Below are 17,345 nucleotides of genomic sequence, written 5' to 3' on the forward strand. Positions count from 1 at the left end.
CGGTCGGACATCGTGCTAATAGTGCAATGGCATAAGCGTGCTTAACTGCGAGACTGACAAGTCGAGCAGGTACGAAAGTAGGACATAGTGATCCGGTGGTTCTGTATGGAAGGGCCATCGCTCAACGGATAAAAGGTACTCTGGGGATAACAGGCTGATTCCTCCCAAGAGTTCATATCGACGGGGGAGTTTGGCACCTCGATGTCGGCTCATCACATCCTGGGGCTGTAGCCGGTCCCAAGGGTATGGCTGTTCGCCATTTAAAGTGGTACGTGAGCTGGGTTTTAAAACGTCGTGAGACAGTTTGGTCCCTATCTGCCGTGGGCGTTGGAAATTTGAAGGGGGCTGCTCCTAGTACGAGAGGACCGGAGTGGACGAACCTCTGGTGTACCGGTTGTCACGCCAGTGGCATTGCCGGGTAGCTAAGTTCGGAAGAGATAACCGCTGAAAGCATCTAAGCGGGAAACTTGCCTTGAGATGAGATTTCCCGGAGCTTTAAGCTCCTTGAAGGGTCGTTCGAGACCAGGACGTTGATAGGTCAGGTGTGGAAGTGCAGTAATGCATTAAGCTAACTGATACTAATTGCCCGTACGGCTTGTCCCTATAACCTTAGCAGTTATAGTCAGCAAGACTTCAACACTGATTTGATATAAAACTACTTCTTCCAGATTCAGAGCGCTGTTGCCCCATTGGGAACAGAGCTCGTACAAGTTATGCCTGATGACCATAGCAAGTCGGTCCCACCCCTTCCCATCCCGAACAGGACCGTGAAACGACTTTGCGCCGATGATAGTGCTGCAACCAGTGTGAAAGTAGGTTATCGTCAGGCTAGTTATAGTGAAAATCCCCCATTAGCCTAAGCGCGCTCAAGATCGCGCTTAGTGCGAATGGGGGATTTTTTTCGTCTGTACCTTCCCCATGGTATTCGAGCCAATTCGGCGGATGCGCGCTTCGCGCTTATCCGCCCTACGCGGCCGGGTAGACGCCCCAGACGACGTCAAAGCCGCCTCTGCGCGCTTCGCGCAGCATGTCCAGCAGCGGGTACGCTCGGGTGGCGAAGGTCACTTGCTCGACTTCTTCATGATCGGTGTCGTCGCCCTGCTCGCCGTGATGCGCTTCGATGTCGCGCTTCACCGCCTCGGAGGTCGGGTGCAGGCGGCTTTCCGCAATTTCGAACTCTAGGATTTCGACGGCTTTCGGCGCCTCGGCGGAGGTGATGATGCCCTGGTCGGGATCTTTGTTCAGCAGGTCAAGGATACGTTTTGCGTGCTCCTTGTACATCATGACGTCGGCTGCTGCCTTGGAGTGGAATGTGATTAACATAGGAGCTTTCCGAGTGTGCGGTTCATGACGAAACGATAACACGAACCCGGCTTTGGGTCATCCCGCGCACATGCGTGCGCGCACTTTCAATGACTCGGCTGTGCGCGGCTGGCAACGAAGTAAAGATATGCGGCGACCTGGACCGCAACGGCGGCCGCCAAAGTGGCCCTGAACGCATCGCTGGGACTCGCGCCGTAGGACTTCAGCACATCGACCAGCACTCCGAATCCCCACTGTCCAATAAAAGCACCCAGGAAGATCTGGAGGTTGTAGGCGGAGTTTGCGCGCCCGGCCAGCGATGCCGGGAAGGAGAGGGCCACTTGCGACTGGACCAGCGTCGTCACCGGTACGAACAGCGCGAGCACCAGCCACAAGATCCACGCATGCTCCGACTGCGTGAACAACATCGCCACCTGCGCCAGGATCATGGCGGCGATGCCGACCCCGATGACGCGGTGCGTGTTGATGCCGCGCGTCCGCAGCCGCGGCGCCACCCATCCAAGCGCCAGGTAGGACAGCATCAGCACCAGGTTCAGCATGAACAATATCTCGCCGGTCTGCTGCTGCGTCTTGCCCAGCATCGTCATGAGCCACGGGCCTGCCCACAGGGTCTGCAGTGCGAAGAAAATGCCGTGAACGACGAGGGCCAGCACGCCCATGCGCCAGAAATAGCGGTTGCTGAAGATGAAGCGATATCCGCCGTCGTTGGTGTGCGCCGCCGACGCGCCCGCGCTTGACGCGGCGAAGCGCCGCTCCAGGCCGCGCAGCGACAGAAAGATCGCCGCCGACACCAGCAGCAGCATCGCCGCGACGATCCAGAACACACCGCGCCACCCGATTGAAGGCAGCGCCAGCGTGACCGGAACGGTGGCGGTCAGCGCGCCGCTGGTGCCGGCGACCAGCATCCAGCTTGCGAGCTGGCTTTGCCGTTCGGGCGCGAACCACTGCCGGTACGCTTTGTACGCCGCCATCAGGCAGGCCGAGACGCCGATGCCGATCAGCGCGCGGCCGATCCACAGGCCAGTCAGCGTGCTGCTGCTGGCGAATACCGCCGCGCCAATTGCTGCAATGACGAGCAGGCCGGACTCGGTGCGGCGCGGGCCGTACTTGTCGAGCCAGATCCCAAGCGGCAGCTGCACGCATCCGAACGCGATGAAATATGCCGACGACAGCAGGCCCATGTCGGCATTCGACAGGCCAATTTCGGCCATGAGCGAAGGGGCGATGACCGCGTTGATCGAGCGAAGGCCGTACGACAGCAGGTATCCCATCGCGAAGCAAAGGAAGACCCGGGCCGCGACTGCGCCGCGCAGGGTGGCGGTCATCCCCGCCACGTCAGTTTGGTTTGAACGAGCGCATGAACATGTCCACCTCGTCCTGCGGCACGCTCTTCTCCTTGCCCATGACGATCACCTGGTAAAAGCGCCTGCCGCGCGATTCGAAGTGGCCGACGAGGCGCATCGGAACGCCGTTCTGCATGCCTTTCGCCTCGATGTCGATGGATGCGCCTTGCGTTGGCGCGGCGCCGCCGGCGGTGGCCGTGGCGGATGCCTTTTCGCTGGTCACGGTGGCGCCGATGTTCTTGACCAGCGCGATTTTCATCGCGCTGACCGCGGCAGCAGCCTTGGCTGCGTCTGGCGCCTCGCCGGTGCCGATCGCGAACATGGCGCCGTCGATCTCGGCGGCGGTCATCGTCATGTCCGCGTTCATGCCGTCAAGGTTGACGCTGCGGGTGTGGGTGACAGGCTTGTCCGGGAACATGGCGCTGAACGGGGCGGTAGGACTGTTGTAGTCGCGCCAGTTGTAGGTGGGGCTGCAAGCGGCAAGCATTGTCGCTGCCAGCGCAGTAAGTACAAAGGATGAAAGGATGGATTTACGCATCCGGACATGTTAGCAGAACAGGCTAACGCTCACGCAGCCCGCGCCGGAACTGGATGGCTTCGGCCACGCGGTCCGCACCGATGCATTCTTCATGCGCCAGGTCCGCAATCGTGCGCGCCACTTTCAGCACGCGGTGATATGCCCGCGCGGACCAGTGCAGGCGCTGCATCGCGGCGCGCAGTACCTCCGCGCCTTGCGCGTCCAGCCGGCAATGCTCGTCCACTTCATGCGTCGTCAACGCCTCGTTGGCCTTGCCCTGCCGCGCCAGTTGCGCGCCGAACGCGCTTGCCACGCGCCCGGCGATGACGGCGCTCGGTTCGCCGTCGGTCTGCGCGCCCAGCGTCGGCGGCGCCATCGCGGGCACTTCGATCTGGATGTCGATGCGGTCTAGCAACGGCCCTGAAATCCGGTCCTGGTAGCGGTAGACCGATTCGATCGTGCAGTGGCATTTGTTCGACGGATGTCCGAGGTAGCCGCAAGGGCAGGGATTCATTGCCGCGATCAGCTGGAAGCGGGCAGGGAAGTCTGCCTGGCGCGCCGCGCGCGAGATGGTGATGACGCCGGCTTCGAGCGGCTGACGCAGCACTTCGAGCACGCGGCGGTCGAATTCGGGCAGCTCGTCGAGGAACAGCACGCCGCAGTGCGCCAGCGATATCTCGCCCGGCCGCGGCACCGAGCCGCCACCGACCAGCGCAACGCCCGATGTCGTGTGGTGCGGGCTGCGGAATGGACGGCGCATCCACTGCTCCGCTGTAAAGCTTCCGGCGAGCGAATGCACCGCCGCCGCTTCCAGCGCTTCGTCCGCGCTCATTGCCGGCAGCAGGCCCGCGAAGCGGGTGGCCAGCATCGTCTTTCCTGAACCGGGTGGCCCGACAAGAAGTACGCTGTGACGGCCGGCAGCCGCCACTTCCAGCGCTTTCTTCGCGTTTATCTGCCCTTTCACGTCGGAGAAGTCGGGATGGCTCTCCACCGTAATTACCGGCTGCGGCTCGTGGCGTTTCAGCGCACACTCGACATCGCGCGCCGCGAAATGTGCGCACACTTCCAGCAGCGTTTGAGCGGGAAGGATGGTCGCGCCGGGAACCAGCGCGGCTTCATCCGCATTTGCCAGCGGAAGGATAAAGGCGCGGGCAGCGCCCTCGCAGCGCCTGTGCATTGCAAACGTCATCGCCAAAGCGCCATGTATCGGACGCAGCTCGCCCGACAGCGATAGCTCGCCTGCGAATTCGTAACGGTCGATACGCGCACCTGGAATCTGGCCCGATGCGGCGAGGATGCCAAGCGCAATAGGCAGGTCGAAGCGGCCCGACTCCTTCGGCAAGTCCGCCGGGGCGAGGTTGACCGTGATACGGCGTTGTGGAATTTCGAAGCCGGCGTTTTGCAGGGCCGCGCGAACCCGGTCCTTCGATTCGCGAACCTCGGTGTCAGGTAACCCTACGATCGTGAACGACGGCAGGCCGCGCGCCAGGTGTACCTCGACGTTGACGGCGGGCGCTTCCATGCCCGACAGGGCGCGGCTTCGTAATACAGCGAGGCTCATTGGTGGTCAGTCGTTGCGCTAACCTGGCCAATGGTGCGCGAAGCGCGATCAAGTCTGTTGAGCAGCGCCAATCGTGCGCGAACGCAGACAGGCGGATTATCGCGAGCTAAAAGAATCCCGCCAACGTACATTGACGATTCATCGAATCTTCGCTCCCGAAGAAATATCGCCCGGTCTCCCGGTAACCCCTGGTGATTCGATCGACTTGCTGTTGTGATTCCGGCGCCCATGGTTCGTTCGCATAGCGGAGGCCAAACGCTTTTAATTGGGCCTTGTTTAATATCCACAGCTCGTAGGCTGGACAAAGGAAACTGCCGTCCCCCTTGCCCCACAAGAATTCAGGGCGCCGATCCAGGTAACGTTGATAAATTTGATTTAGCGGCTCGCTCCGGCCGTACTTGCGAAGAAATGCGCGGCGGGCGTCGTCAACTGGGCGATAACGCGCACGCACTGCAGCCTCCAATTTGTCTACATCGCGCTGCTTTAGCACCACAAGTTTGCCGTTCTTGTCGAGATACCGATACCTGATGTCATGGATGCCAACAATGGAGCCGCCAAGAATCGTAACTTTCTTCGCTGCGGGAAGCAGGAAGCTGGCGCAGGCTGAATAACAGCGTCCGTCCACGACCACGTCGACACCGAACTCTTCAAGTGCCTGCGCGATTTTGAGGGCCGTGGCAACCTCCCCGCCTAGCAAGTCAACATGCAGCGTGCGAGCACTTTTATTCTTGACCAGACAGTCCCGTACGAAATCTGCCGCATTCGACCAAAGTTCTCCAGTCAGAACCAGATAGTCACTGCGGCAAATATGAAAGTTCGTTTTGGGGGAACGACCGAATTTGGCCCTGATATCGATGGGTAGCAGCCCATCGGCCGCGGCGCTGGTGGCAGTGCCGCATACGAAGAGCAGCACCACGAAGGTAAGAAATCCACGTACAAGGACCATCTCCAAATTCCGAATCGACTTGGTGATTAAAGGCGCGCCTATCCCGCAGCGCACGCACCGCCGTGCACACGATGGCACCGCTGAGTTTGACTTACGGGTTGGCGCCGAAACGGTCTTCCAGTTCGCTGATGCGCTTTTCCAGTGCTTCCAGCTTGGCGCGGGTCTTGGCCAGCACCTGGCTCTGGATATCGAACTCCTCGCGGGTGACGAGGTCGAGCTTGGAAAAGCCCTGAGTCATCATGGCCTTGACGTTTTTCTCGATGTCCTTGGCCGGCGAGTTTTCGATTGCCTGGTTGATCTTGCCTTGCAAGTCGGTGAAGAAACTATTCATGTCCATCTTGATTTCCTGATTCACGCCAAAAACGCACCGTCATGGTGCTGGCACGTGTCAATATGGTGCATTCGCGGATAAACGCACGCTGCCCCATGGCTTAACAATTTAAAAATAGGTCCGCACGGCACGAAAAACAAGTCCAAACGCTGCAATTTCGTGCTGGCACGACTCCTGCTATTACAAGGATGGACCGTCGTCGGCCGCATGGCCAGACGCGATTGTAAACCCCAACCGCACCATTCGACCAATTCCAAGGGAATCGCCTATGAAGAACCTGAATCCGAGACTGTCAATCGCCGCTGTCCTGGGCCTGGTAGCGGCAACATCGGGCGCACCAGCCGCATACGCACAAAGCACGGACAGCGAAGTAAGCTTCAACGTCGCCGTCACCACCGACTACCGCTACCGCGGCCTGTCGCAGACCCGCAAGAAGCCGGCCCTGCAAGGCGGCGCCGACTACGTCAACAAGGCCAGCGGCTTCTACGTTGGCACCTGGCTGTCGACCATCAAGTGGATCAAGGACTTCGGCGGTGACAGCGACATCGAATGGGACATCTACGCAGGCAAGCGCGGCGACATCGCCGAAGGCATCAGCTATGACATCGGCGGCCTGGGTTATGTCTACCCGGACAATAGCCTGAACCCGAGCGCCAACACCTTCGAACTGTACGGCCAGGTCGGCATGGGCCCGGGCTACATCAAGTATTCGCACTCGACCACCAACCTGTTCGGCACCGCCGACAGCAAGGGCAGCGGCTACCTCGACATCGGCGCCAACGTCGAGCTGTCGGGCGGCATGGTGCTGAACCTGCACGCGGGGCGCCAGCGCGTCGCCAATAATGGCGTGTTCAGCTACAACGACTTCAAGCTCGGCGTCACCAAGGACTTCGGTTTCGCCACCGTGGCCCTGGCCGCCATCAGCGCCGACACCGACGCCTACACCAGCCCGGTCAACGGCAAGGACCTGGCCAAGACCGGCGCCGTGCTGACGATTTCAAAGACCTTCTGACAGCGAGACAACCATGAAAATGATTACGGCCATTATCAAGCCCTTCAAGCTTGACGAGGTGCGCGAAGCCCTCTCGGAGATCAATGTGCAGGGCATCACGGTCACCGAGGTGAAAGGTTTCGGGCGCCAGAAGGGCCACACCGAGCTGTACCGCGGCGCCGAGTACATCGTCGATTTCCTGCCGAAAACCAAGATCGAGATCGCGGTCGACGACGCCATCGTCGACCAGGTCATCGAAGCCATCGAGCAGGCGGCCCGCACCGGCAAGATCGGTGACGGCAAGATTTTTGTTTCCAACCTGGAGCAGGTGGTGCGCATCCGTACGGGCGAAACCGGCAACGAAGCACTCTAAGGGGATCTGTAATGAAAAAAAGCATAACAACATGGCTGGCCGGCGCTGCGGTAGTCTTTGCATTCGCCGGTTCGCTGCCTGCAACGGCGCAGGACCAGGCAACACCAGCGGCAACGGCTGCCGCCACTACTCCCGTCGTAACCCCGGTGGGAACCCCGGCAACCGCGCCGATCGAAGCGGCCCCTGCGGCAGCGCCGGCCGCGGCTGAAGCAGCGCCTGCCGCCGCACCCGTCGTCCCGCACAAGGGAGACACCGCGTGGATGTTCATCTCCACCATCCTGGTCATCATGATGTCGATTCCCGGCCTGGCCCTGTTTTACGGCGGCCTGGTGCGCGCCAAGAACATGCTGTCGGTGCTGCTGCAGGTCTTCACGGTGTTCTCGCTGATCGTCGTGCTGTGGTGCGTCTACGGCTATTCGCTCGCCTTCACCGCCGGCAACGCCTTTATCGGCAGCTTCGACCGCTCATTGCTGTCCGGCATCTGGGATCCGGCCAAAGGCGCGTTCGCCTATGCCGCCACCTGGAGCAAGGGCGTCGTGATTCCTGAGTTCATCTTCGTCGCCTTCCAGGGCAGCTTCGCGGCGATTACCTGCGGCCTGATCGTCGGCGCCTTCGCCGAACGCGCACGCTTCTCCGCCATCCTCGCGTTCATGGTGCTGTGGTTCACCTTCAGCTACCTGCCGATCGCGCACATGGTCTGGTTCTGGACCGGTCCTGACGCGATCACCGACGCCGCCAGCGCGGCTGCCGAAGGCGCCAAGGCCGGCTGGCTGTTCCAAAAAGGTGCGCTCGACTTCGCCGGCGGCACCGTGGTCCACATCAACGCCGCGGTTGCCGGCCTGGTGGGCGCCATCATGATCGGCAAGCGCGTCGGCTACGGCCGCGAATCGATGGCGCCGCACTCGCTGACGATGACCATGATCGGCGCTTCGCTGCTGTGGGTGGGCTGGTTCGGCTTCAACGCCGGCTCGGCGCTGGAAGCGGGCGACATCGCTGCGCTGGCCTTCATCAACACCCTGCTGGCAACTGCCTGCGCCGCGGTATCCTGGGTGGCGGGCGAGTGGGTCGTCAAGGGCAAGCCGTCGATGCTGGGCGCCGCGTCCGGCGCGGTAGCCGGCCTGGTGGCGATCACCCCGGCCTGCGGCTTCGTGGGCCCGATGGGCGCGCTGGCGATCGGCCTGCTGGCGGGAGTGGTCTGCCTGTGGGGCGTGAACGGCCTGAAACGCATGATCGGCGCCGACGACTCGCTCGACGTGTTTGGCGTGCATGGCGTCGGCGGTATCCTCGGTGCACTGCTGACCGGCGTGTTCGCAGCGCCGTCGCTGGGCGGCCAGGGCATCTTCGACTACGTCGCCAACAAGGCCTCGCCGGATTACTCGATCAGCGGCCAGGTGATCACCCAGCTGTGGGCTGTCGGCACCACCATCGTATGGTCAGCTGCGGTCTCGGTAATCGCCTACAAGCTGGTCGACATGGTAATCGGGCTGCGCGTCCCGGAAGAAGAGGAACGCGAGGGCCTGGATATTACAAGTCATGGAGAATCGGCGTACCATTCCTGATATCTGGCCGAAATGCATAACCCCGCCCCTCGCCGGGCGGGAGCCAGGCGCCCCCGTGGCGCCTTTTCGCGTTCCGGGCCCGGGCCGCACTTTAAAATAGGGAGTTTGGCCCGATGTAATACCCTTACAACTATCAAAAAAGCCTGAAGGACGTCTTACCCATGGTTCCGAATATTGCCACCGCCTTAACCGGCCCCCTGCTCGACCTCGAGAAAAAGATCCTGGAGGCGACACCGGCCATCGAACGCTGGTTCCGGCTGGAGTGGCAGGAACACACCCCGCCGTTCTATTGCTCGGTCGACCTGCGCAATGCCGGCTACAAGCTGGCGCCGGTGGACACCAACCTGTTTCCGGGCGGCTTCAACAACCTGTCGACCGAAATGCTGCCGCTGTCGGTGCAGGCCGCGATGGCCGCGATCGACAAATACTGTCCCGACGCCCGCAACCTGCTCCTGATTCCGGAAAGCCACACGCGCAACCCGCACTACCTGTCCAACGTCGCGCGCCTGATGCAGATCTTCCGCCAGACCGGCCTGCACGTACGCCTCGGCTCGCTGTCCCCGGACGTCACCGAACCGACCCCGCTGGCGCTGCCTGACGGCAACATGCTGGTGGTGGAACCGCTGGTGCGCTCGCCCAACGGCCGCCGGCTGGGGTTGAAGGACTTCGACCCCTGCACCATTTTGCTGAATAACGACCTGTCGGCCGGCATCCCGCCGATCCTGGAAAACCTCCATGAGCAGTCGCTGCTGCCGCCGCTGCATGCGGGCTGGGCGGTGCGGCGCAAGAGCAAGCACTTCAACGCCTACGACGAAGTGGCCAAGAAGTTCGGCAAACTGGTCGACGTCGACCCGTGGATGGTCAATCCCTTCCACGCGAAGTGCGGCGAGATCAATTTCCAGGAAGACCAGGGCACCGAATGCCTGGCCGACAACGTCACCATGCTGCTGGCCAAGATCAAGAAGAAGTACAAGGAATACGGCATGAAGGACCAGAAGCCGTTCGTGATCGTCAAGCCGGACGCGGGCACTTATGGCATGGGCATCATGACGGTGAAGGACGCCAGCGAGGTCAAGGACCTGACCCGCAAGCAGCGCAACAAGATGTCGGTGATCAAGGACGGCGTGGCGGTCAACGACGTGATCATCCAGGAAGGCGTGCCGACCGTCGAAAGCATCAACGACGCGGTGGCCGAGCCGGTGGTGTACATGATCGACCGCTACGTGGTGGGCGGGTTCTACCGCATCCACGCCGAGCGCGGCATCGACCAGAACCTCAACGCGCCCGGTTCGCAGTACGTTCCGCTGGCGTTCGCGCACCAGCACGCGGTGCCGGACCTGAAGGCCAAGCCGGGTACGGCGGCGCCGAACCGGTTCTATGTGTACGGCGTTGTGGCAAGGCTGGCGCTGCTGGCCGCGTCGCTGGAGATGGAACGTACCGATCCGAATCCCGAGGTGTACTAGATTCCTGAACCGTAGGGCGGATAAGCGCTTGCGCGCATCCGCGTGCATGCGCCGTGTTGACGCAAACACGCGGATGCGCTTCGCTTTTGGAGTATCCGCTTGCAAGCGGATACCGTTTCGCACGCGAATCGCATGCGATTCGAAACCGTGCGTCTGTGAAGGCGCGTAGTCAGCATGGTGCAAGACCATGTCAAAGGAGGTTATCGCCTTTGAAGCCGAAGGTAATTGCGTCGCCGCGAGGCGGTGTGGAGAGCAACCGAAGGCGAATGGTCAGTCCGTAGTAAAACGAATCCGATTCGGCAGGGTGCCGCGACGAGCCTGCGATTTCATGGCGAAGTCTGAGAAACCACGGTGAGCGCTATCGATAACGGTGAAAGCGACTCATCGGCACACCAAGTGGTTGGGAGCGGAATGACAGGAAGGCTAGGCGAGATAAGCAGAGAGAGCTGCCACCGCAGGTGAAGCGAGGCAGCAGTCAGAACCTTCATCGTACCGCGAGAAGCCCGGCGCAGAAACGCCCAAGGTGGACGAGAAATGCGGCTAGCAAAACCGCATCTAGGGATGGGAGGTAGGAAGAGAGATGGACGAAGGCCATATGGAACCACGGAAACGAGCTTCGTTAGTGTCGGCAACGACTAAACAAGAAGCAGAAGGCCGGATCAGCGAAAGCGGCAGCAGCCCCGAGAGCTGGACCTGGGTGGAAGGTTGCGTCTGGACGGAGGCCATGTTGGCGGCTCTGGGTAACGGAGTCAAAGGAGGTAAATGGTTCAGTCTGATGGACAAGGTCTACGCGCCAAAGACGCTGGCAGCGGCTTGGCAACGTGTGCAAGCCAACGCCGGCGCATGTGGAGTGGATCAAATGAGTGTGGGAATCTTTGCCGCCAATTCGCAGCGTTATCTGACTGAACTGAGTCAGGCGATACGATCTGGCAGCTATGAACCGCAAGCGATACGCAGAGTCACCATCGCCAAGGCAGGAGGCGGCGAACGTCCTCTGGGCATCCCGACGGTAAAGGATCGGATAGCACAAACAGCCCTCAAATTCGTCCTCGAACCCGTGTTCGAACGCGAATTTCTGGACAGTAGCTATGGATTCCGACCGCAACGCGGTTGCAAAGACGCCCTGCGCGAAGTCCAGAAGCTACTCAATGCTGGCCGGGTCTGGGTGGTCGATGCCGACCTCAAAAGCTACTTTGACACCATCTCCCACGAGATGCTGATGGAGAAGCTCAAAAGGCGCATAGCGGACGGCAAGGTACTGCATCTCATTGAACGGTATCTTCAGCAAGAAATTGTTGCACAACTAAGTCACTGGGTGCCCACGATGGGTTCGCCACAGGGAGCGGTGATCAGCCCGTTACTCGCCAATGTGTATCTGCACGACCTCGATCAAGAAATGGCAAATGCAGGCTACAAAATGGTTCGCTATGCCGACGACTTCGTCGTGTTGTGCGAAAGCCAGGAGCAGGCGCAGGCAGCATTAGCGCGTGTCACAGAATGGGTGCAAGTTCATCAGTTGACGCTGCATCCTGACAAAACACATATTGGAAACTGTATGGAGCGCGGGCAAGGATTCGACTTCCTTGGTTACCGATTCGAAGCAGGCCACCGAAACATCCGACGCAAAAGCATCAACGCATTCCGCGACAAAGTCAGAGCCCTGACGCGCCGCAACTGTGGTCAGAGCCTGAAATACTTGGTGGATCGCCTCAATCCCATGTTGAAGGGCTGGCTTGGCTACTTCAAACATGCGAAGGGAGGCATATTTGCCAACTTGGACGGATTTGTGCGACGTCGCCTGCGGTCAATCTTGTGCAAACATAACAAGCTGGGGTACTACCACAGGAGTAAAGCCATCAGTCAACGCTGGCCGAAAACCTACTTCGCAAATCTCGGGCTGTTCACCCTTTACGAAGCTCGGGCCGCAGCGAGCCAATCCCGATGTGGAAACTCTCAACTGGAGAGCCGTATGCGGGAAAACCGCACGTACGGTTCGGAGGGAGGGGTGATCTGATCATCCCTACCCCTATCGTGCTCCACCGCTTCGCGCTTATCCGCCCTACGATCCCCATCATCTCGTTCGGGTGCCCACGCCCAACCGCGCTCTGCGTTTCCGGCTAAAATCGACGTATTCCCCTGACTGGAACCGCCAATGAAATTCGCTTTCCTCGCCGACCCGCTGGCCGGCTTCAAGACGTACAAGGACTCCACCTTCGCGATGATGCGCGAAGCGGCCCGGCGCGGCCATGCCATCTACGCCTTCGAACAAGGCGACATGGCCCTGGAAAACGGCGTGGTCAGCGCCAACATCTCGCACATCACGCTGACCGGCGAGCCTGACGACTGGTACCGCTCCACCCCGCAGGAATCGATGCTGCTGACCGATTTCGACGCCATCGTCCTGCGCAAGGACCCGCCGTTCGACATGGAGTACGTGTACTGCACCTACCTGCTCGAGCTGGCCGAAAAGCAGGGCGCGCGCGTCTTCAACAAGCCGTCCGCGGTGCGCGACCACAACGAGAAGCTGTCGATCACCCAGTTCAGCGAGTTCACCTCGCCCACTTTGGTCAGCTCCGATTCCACCCGCCTGCGCGCCTTCCACGCCGAACACGGCGACGTGATCTTCAAGCCGCTCGACGGCATGGGCGGCGCCGGCATCTTCCGCATCCGCAGCGACGGCATGAACCTCGGCTCGGTGATCGAATCGCTGACCGATCTAGGCCGCCGCACGATCATGGCGCAGCGCTACATCCCCGACATCGTCCACGGCGACAAGCGCATCCTCCTGATCGGCGGCAAACCGGTGCCGTTTGCGCTGGCGCGCATCCCGCAGGCCGGCGAAGTGCGCGGCAACCTGGCCGCCGGCGGCGTCGGCGTGGCCCGTCCGCTCTCCAAGCGCGACCTGGAAATCGCCGAGACCCTTGGCCCCGTACTGGCGGCGCGTGGCCTGTTGCTGGTAGGATTAGACGTTATCGGCGATTTCCTCACCGAGGTGAACGTCACCAGCCCGACCTGCTTCCAGGAGATCACGGACCAGGCGGGATTCGACGTGGCCGCGATGTTCATCGACGCGGTAGAGCAGCAAGTAACGGAAAAGTAAAATGGTAGGCATATTGTTGTTGACCCACGCACCGCTGGGCCAGGCCTTCATCGCGGCGGTCGCCCATGTGTTCCGCGGGCCGACCGAACGCTTCGAAGCGATCGACGTCACTGCGGACCAGGACCCGCACGAGGTCAACGAACTCGCGCGCGCGGCGATCGCGCGCCTGGACGACGGCAGCGGCGTGCTGGTCATCACCGACATCAAGGGCGGCACGCCGTCCAACTGCTGCAACTCGCTGGCCGATTCGGGCCGCGTCGAAGTCATCGCCGGCATCAGCCTGCCGATGCTGCTGCGCGCGATCACGTATCGCCGCGACACCCTCGACGTGGTGGTGGAAATGGCGCTGGCCGGCGCGCAGAGCGGGGCGGTAAGGGTGGACAACCGGATCCGCGTGGGTCCGGGATAAAAGGCGTGGCCGCATGAGATGCGGCCGCGGTAAAGCGCAGTTCTGTGTGATTGAGACGAAACCAATGATTCAACGAGAACTAGAAATTATCAACAAGCTGGGCTTGCACGCACGTGCCTCGGCGAAGTTCACACAACTGGCTGCAAAGTTCCAAAGCGACGTCTGGCTCACGCGTAACGCGCGCCGCGTCAACGCCAAGTCGATCATGGGCGTGATGATGCTGGCCGCAGGCATGGGCGCCAAGGTCACCCTCGAAGCCGACGGCGCCGACGAGACCCAGGCGGTCGATGCGCTGGCTGGACTCATCAACGACAAGTTCGGCGAAGGCGAGTAATGCGCGACCGCGCTGCGCCGCCTCGCTCCCATACAGGAACGCCGATGGCATCGTTCACGCTACACGGAATTCCGGTCTCGCGCGGCATCGCCATCGGCCGCGCCCACCTGCTGACGCCTGCGGCCCTCGACGTCAAGCACTACCTTGTGGCCGAGGAAAGGGTCGAGGCCGAAGTGCGGCGCCTGCAGGATGCGATCGCCGAGGTTCACCGCGGCCTGCAAGCCCTGTGGACCGACCTGCCGAAGGATGCGCCGACCGAGCTTGGCGCCTTCATCGACGTGCACGCCCTGATCCTGTCCGACCCGATGATCTCGGAAGCGCCGCTCGACATCATCCGCGGGCGCCACTACAACGCCGAATGGGCGCTGGTGACCCAGATCGACGAGCTGTCTGCCCAGTTCGACGAGATCGAAGACCCCTACCTGCGCGAGCGCAAGGCCGACATCCAGCAAGTCGCCGAACGCGTGCTCAAGGTGCTGATGGGCTCCGCCCAGCTGGCGCCGGCACCGCTATCGGAAGAGGAATACCAGCCGCAGATGATCGTCGTCGCGCACGACATCTCGCCGGCCGACATGCTGCAGTTCCGCGACCGCTCCTTCATCGGCTTCGTCACCGACGTCGGCGGCCAGAACTCGCACACCGCGATCGTCGCGCGCAGCCTGGACATCCCGGCGGCAGTGGGCATGTCGCAGGCATCCCAGCTGATCGAGCAGGACGACTGGGTGGTCATCGACGGCGACGCCGGCGTGGTCATCACCAACCCCAGCGCGCTGGTGCTGGAACAGTACCGCGAGCGCCAGGCGGCACAGATCCGCGCCCGCAAGAAGCTGCAGAAACTGAAGAAAACGCCGGCCATCACGCGCGACGGCACGCAGGTCGCCTTGATGGCCAACATCGAGTTGCCCGACGACTGCCCCGGCGCGCTCGAAGCCGGCGCCGAAGGCGTGGGCCTGTTCCGCTCCGAGTTCCTGTTCATGGGGCGCACCGGCCACGCGCAGAAGATCCCCGGCGAGGACGAGCAGTTCGAGCAGTACCGCAAGGCGGTGCTGGCCATGAAGGGCCGCCCGGTCACCATCCGCACCCTCGACATCGGCGCCGACAAGCCGCTCGACCCGACCGAACACAACGCACTGAACCCGGCGCTGGGCCTGCGCGCGATCCGCTACTGCCTGGCCGAGCCGCAGCTGTTCCTGACCCAGCTGCGCGCGATCCTGCGCGCGTCCGCCTATGGCAAGGTGCGCATCCTGATCCCGATGCTGGCGCACGCCTTCGAGATCGACCAGTCGCTGGCGATGATCGAGCAGGCCAAGGCCCAGCTGCGCGAGGCGGGCCACAAGTACGACCCGGCGGTGCAGGTCGGCGCGATGATCGAGATTCCGGCGGCGGCGCTGTCGCTGCCGATGTTCGTCAAGCGCATGAACTTCCTGTCGATCGGCACCAATGACCTGATCCAGTACACGCTGGCGATCGACCGCGTCGACTACGAAGTGGCGCACCTGTACGATCCGCTGCATCCGGCGGTGCTGCAGCTAATCGCGATGACCATCAGTGCCGGCCACAAGGCGGGCATCGACGTGGCCGTGTGCGGCGAGATGGCGGGCGACATCAAGCTCACCCGCCTGTTGCTCGGCATGGGCCTGCGCGAGTTTTCCATGCACCCGGCGCAGCTGCTGTCGGTGAAGCAGGAGATCCTCAACAGCGAGCTGGCGCGCCTCACGCTGCAAACCCGAAAAATCCTGCGCAGCACCGAACCGGCGGCCATCGCCGAGGCGGTCGAGCAGCTGCAGGCAATCTGAAACACCAACTTAGAGTCACATGCAATCCATTGGAATAGTCGCGCCCAGCTCGATGCACTTCGCCGAACCGCTGGCGCTGAAAAGCGGGGCGCAGATCGGCGATTACACGCTGGTCTACGAAACCTACGGCACCCTCAACGCCGACCGCTCCAACGCGGTCCTGGTGTGCCACGCGCTCAACGCCTCGCACCACGTGGCCGGCGTCTACGCCGACAAGCCGAAAAGCACCGGCTGGTGGGACAACATGGTCGGCCCCGGCAAGCCGCTCGACACCGACCGCTTCTTCGTCATCGGCGTCAACAACCTCGGCTCCTGCTTCGGCTCGACCGGCCCGATGCACGTCAATCCCGCCACCGGCAAGCCGTACGGCGCCGCGTTCCCGCTGGTGACGGTGGAAGACTGGGTGGCGGCGCAGGCGCGCCTGGCCGATGCTCTGGGCATCGAACGGTTCGCCGCCGTGATGGGCGGCTCGCTGGGCGGCATGCAGGCGCTGGCCTGGAGCCTGATGTTCCCGGACCGCCTGCGCCACTGCATGGTGATCGCCTCGACCCCCAAGCTGTCGGCGCAGAATATCGCCTTCAACGACGTCGCGCGCCAGGCCATCCTGACCGACCCGGACTATCGCGGCGGCGACTTCTATGCGCACGGCGTGGTGCCGAAAAACGGCCTGAAGGTAGCGCGCATGGTGGGACACATCACCTACCTGTCGAACGACGACATGGCCGAAAAATTCGGCCGCAAGCTGCGCAACGCCGCCGAGAATAATGACTACAAGTTCGACTTCGGCGTCGATTTCGAAATCGAGTCCTACCTGCGCTACCAGGGCGACAAGTTCTCTGAATACTTCGACGCCAACACCTACCTCCTGATCACCAAGGCGCTCGACTACTTCGACCCGGCGCGCGAGTTCGACGGCGATTTGACGAAAGCGCTGGCGCAAACGCGCGCCGAATTCTTCGTCGCCTCGTTTTCCACCGACTGGCGCTTCTCGCCGGAGCGCAGCCGCGAGATCGTCGAGGCGCTGGTGTCGAACCGCCGCCGCGTGACCTACGCCGAAATCGACGCGCCGCACGGCCACGACGCCTTCCTGCTGGAGGACCAGCGTTACATGAACATGGTGCGCGCCTACTACCAGCGCATCTGGGACCAGCTGCAGGGAGCGCAAGCATGAATTTCGAAGACCTGTCCACTCTGCGCCCCGACCTGGCCTTCATCGCGCACTGGGTGCCGAAGGGCGCCCACGTGCTCGACGTCGGCTGCGGCGACGGCGCCATGCTGAGCTACCTGCACAGCGAAAAG

Annotated in this window: 17 protein-coding genes and 2 rRNA genes; 13 read left to right on the top strand and 6 right to left on the bottom strand. The window is 61.9% G+C overall.

Features of this window, described 5'->3' with window-relative positions:
- Together D3872_RS08545 and rrf are read left to right on the top strand one after the other, a co-directional pair.
- Window positions 1-603 (top strand): 23S ribosomal RNA (locus D3872_RS08545); the annotation flags it as partial.
- Between the two features lie 113 nt (window positions 604-716).
- Window positions 717-829: ribosomal RNA gene (gene rrf, locus D3872_RS08550) — 5S ribosomal RNA — on the top strand.
- Window positions 830-966: 137 nt separating this feature from the next.
- Here the strand turns inward: rrf and D3872_RS08555 are convergent.
- From D3872_RS08555 to D3872_RS08580, 6 genes are all read right to left on the bottom strand, one after another.
- Complete coding sequence (locus D3872_RS08555) at window positions 967-1,323, bottom strand: DUF1840 domain-containing protein (protein ID WP_119810369.1); 357 nt, start codon at window positions 1,321-1,323, stop codon at window positions 967-969.
- Between the two features lie 86 nt (window positions 1,324-1,409).
- Window positions 1,410-2,648 (bottom strand): MFS transporter, encoded by a 1,239-nt coding sequence (locus D3872_RS08560; RefSeq protein WP_119810370.1) that lies wholly within the window; start codon window positions 2,646-2,648, stop codon window positions 1,410-1,412.
- Window positions 2,649-2,658: 10 nt separating this feature from the next.
- Window positions 2,659-3,153 carry a hypothetical protein gene (locus D3872_RS08565; RefSeq protein WP_229459227.1) on the bottom strand — a complete coding sequence of 165 codons (495 nt, stop codon included), beginning with the start codon at window positions 3,151-3,153 and terminating at the stop codon, window positions 2,659-2,661.
- Window positions 3,154-3,226: 73 nt separating this feature from the next.
- Window positions 3,227-4,744: a YifB family Mg chelatase-like AAA ATPase gene (locus tag D3872_RS08570; RefSeq protein ID WP_119810372.1), complete on the bottom strand. Its 1,518-nt coding sequence runs from the start codon at window positions 4,742-4,744 to the stop codon at window positions 3,227-3,229.
- 106 nt (window positions 4,745-4,850) lie between these two features.
- Window positions 4,851-5,690: a Clp protease/crotonase-like domain-containing protein gene (locus D3872_RS08575; protein WP_119810373.1), complete on the bottom strand. Its 840-nt coding sequence runs from the start codon at window positions 5,688-5,690 to the stop codon at window positions 4,851-4,853.
- Window positions 5,691-5,781: 91 nt separating this feature from the next.
- Window positions 5,782-6,027 carry an accessory factor UbiK family protein gene (locus tag D3872_RS08580; RefSeq protein WP_119810374.1) on the bottom strand — a complete coding sequence of 82 codons (246 nt, stop codon included), beginning with the start codon at window positions 6,025-6,027 and terminating at the stop codon, window positions 5,782-5,784.
- Between the two features lie 262 nt (window positions 6,028-6,289).
- Here D3872_RS08580 and D3872_RS08585 point away from each other — a divergent pair, with 262 nt between their 5' ends.
- The 11 genes from D3872_RS08585 to D3872_RS08635 all read left to right on the top strand — a co-directional run.
- The gene (locus tag D3872_RS08585) at window positions 6,290-7,033 is read left to right on the top strand and encodes a TorF family putative porin (RefSeq protein ID WP_119810375.1); all 744 of its coding nucleotides are present in this window, start codon (window positions 6,290-6,292) and stop codon (window positions 7,031-7,033) included.
- Between the two features lie 13 nt (window positions 7,034-7,046).
- Window positions 7,047-7,385, top strand: coding sequence for a P-II family nitrogen regulator (gene glnK / locus D3872_RS08590; RefSeq protein ID WP_119810376.1), 339 nt, complete (start codon window positions 7,047-7,049; stop codon window positions 7,383-7,385).
- A gap of 11 nt (window positions 7,386-7,396) precedes the next feature.
- Window positions 7,397-8,944, top strand: a complete 1,548-nt coding sequence (locus D3872_RS08595) for an ammonium transporter (RefSeq protein ID WP_119810377.1) — start codon at window positions 7,397-7,399, stop codon at window positions 8,942-8,944.
- Window positions 8,945-9,105: 161 nt separating this feature from the next.
- Complete coding sequence (gene gshA, locus D3872_RS08600; protein ID WP_119810378.1) at window positions 9,106-10,407, top strand: glutamate--cysteine ligase; 1,302 nt, start codon at window positions 9,106-9,108, stop codon at window positions 10,405-10,407.
- A gap of 580 nt (window positions 10,408-10,987) precedes the next feature.
- Window positions 10,988-12,421: a group II intron reverse transcriptase/maturase gene (ltrA, locus tag D3872_RS08605; protein ID WP_220476904.1), complete on the top strand. Its 1,434-nt coding sequence runs from the start codon at window positions 10,988-10,990 to the stop codon at window positions 12,419-12,421.
- 138 nt (window positions 12,422-12,559) lie between these two features.
- Complete coding sequence (gene gshB, locus D3872_RS08610) at window positions 12,560-13,507, top strand: glutathione synthase (RefSeq protein ID WP_119810379.1); 948 nt, start codon at window positions 12,560-12,562, stop codon at window positions 13,505-13,507.
- Window position 13,508: 1 nt separating this feature from the next.
- On the top strand, window positions 13,509-13,916 hold the full coding sequence (locus D3872_RS08615) for a PTS sugar transporter subunit IIA (protein WP_119810380.1): 408 nt from the start codon (window positions 13,509-13,511) through the stop codon (window positions 13,914-13,916).
- A gap of 64 nt (window positions 13,917-13,980) precedes the next feature.
- Window positions 13,981-14,250, top strand: a complete 270-nt coding sequence (locus tag D3872_RS08620) for an HPr family phosphocarrier protein (protein WP_119810381.1) — start codon at window positions 13,981-13,983, stop codon at window positions 14,248-14,250.
- 44 nt (window positions 14,251-14,294) lie between these two features.
- Window positions 14,295-16,046: a phosphoenolpyruvate--protein phosphotransferase gene (gene ptsP / locus D3872_RS08625; protein ID WP_119810382.1), complete on the top strand. Its 1,752-nt coding sequence runs from the start codon at window positions 14,295-14,297 to the stop codon at window positions 16,044-16,046.
- Window positions 16,047-16,065: 19 nt separating this feature from the next.
- A complete protein-coding gene (gene metX, locus D3872_RS08630; RefSeq protein WP_119810383.1) occupies window positions 16,066-17,217 on the top strand; it encodes a homoserine O-succinyltransferase MetX in 1,152 nt (383 codons plus the stop codon).
- The coding region (locus tag D3872_RS08635; RefSeq protein WP_220476905.1) for a methionine biosynthesis protein MetW at window positions 17,214-17,345 on the top strand (132 nt) is incomplete at its 3' end. The genes metX and D3872_RS08635, both read left to right, overlap by 4 nt.

This window comes from Massilia cavernae, from assembly GCF_003590855.1.
GTDB lineage: Bacteria > Pseudomonadota > Gammaproteobacteria > Burkholderiales > Burkholderiaceae_D > Telluria_A > Telluria_A cavernae.

What these genes read in the sequence shown, in the direction of transcription:
- gshB (WP_119810379.1), top strand. Translation starts at nt 12,560, where the DNA reads ATGAAATTCGCTTTCCTCGCCGACCCGCTGGCCGGCTTCAAGACGTAC.
- gshA (WP_119810378.1), top strand. Translation starts at nt 9,106, where the DNA reads ATGGTTCCGAATATTGCCACCGCCTTAACCGGCCCCCTGCTCGACCTC.
- D3872_RS08555 (WP_119810369.1), bottom strand. Translation starts at nt 1,323, where the DNA reads ATGTTAATCACATTCCACTCCAAGGCAGCAGCCGACGTCATGATGTAC.
- D3872_RS08595 (WP_119810377.1), top strand. Translation starts at nt 7,397, where the DNA reads ATGAAAAAAAGCATAACAACATGGCTGGCCGGCGCTGCGGTAGTCTTT.
- ptsP (WP_119810382.1), top strand. Translation starts at nt 14,295, where the DNA reads ATGGCATCGTTCACGCTACACGGAATTCCGGTCTCGCGCGGCATCGCC.
- D3872_RS08620 (WP_119810381.1), top strand. Translation starts at nt 13,981, where the DNA reads ATGATTCAACGAGAACTAGAAATTATCAACAAGCTGGGCTTGCACGCA.
- glnK (WP_119810376.1), top strand. Translation starts at nt 7,047, where the DNA reads ATGAAAATGATTACGGCCATTATCAAGCCCTTCAAGCTTGACGAGGTG.
- D3872_RS08560 (WP_119810370.1), bottom strand. Translation starts at nt 2,648, where the DNA reads ATGACCGCCACCCTGCGCGGCGCAGTCGCGGCCCGGGTCTTCCTTTGC.
- ltrA (WP_220476904.1), top strand. Translation starts at nt 10,988, where the DNA reads ATGGACGAAGGCCATATGGAACCACGGAAACGAGCTTCGTTAGTGTCG.
- D3872_RS08585 (WP_119810375.1), top strand. Translation starts at nt 6,290, where the DNA reads ATGAAGAACCTGAATCCGAGACTGTCAATCGCCGCTGTCCTGGGCCTG.
- metX (WP_119810383.1), top strand. Translation starts at nt 16,066, where the DNA reads ATGCAATCCATTGGAATAGTCGCGCCCAGCTCGATGCACTTCGCCGAA.
- D3872_RS08565 (WP_229459227.1), bottom strand. Translation starts at nt 3,153, where the DNA reads ATGCTTGCCGCTTGCAGCCCCACCTACAACTGGCGCGACTACAACAGT.
- D3872_RS08580 (WP_119810374.1), bottom strand. Translation starts at nt 6,027, where the DNA reads ATGGACATGAATAGTTTCTTCACCGACTTGCAAGGCAAGATCAACCAG.
- D3872_RS08615 (WP_119810380.1), top strand. Translation starts at nt 13,509, where the DNA reads ATGGTAGGCATATTGTTGTTGACCCACGCACCGCTGGGCCAGGCCTTC.
- D3872_RS08570 (WP_119810372.1), bottom strand. Translation starts at nt 4,744, where the DNA reads ATGAGCCTCGCTGTATTACGAAGCCGCGCCCTGTCGGGCATGGAAGCG.
- D3872_RS08575 (WP_119810373.1), bottom strand. Translation starts at nt 5,690, where the DNA reads ATGGTCCTTGTACGTGGATTTCTTACCTTCGTGGTGCTGCTCTTCGTA.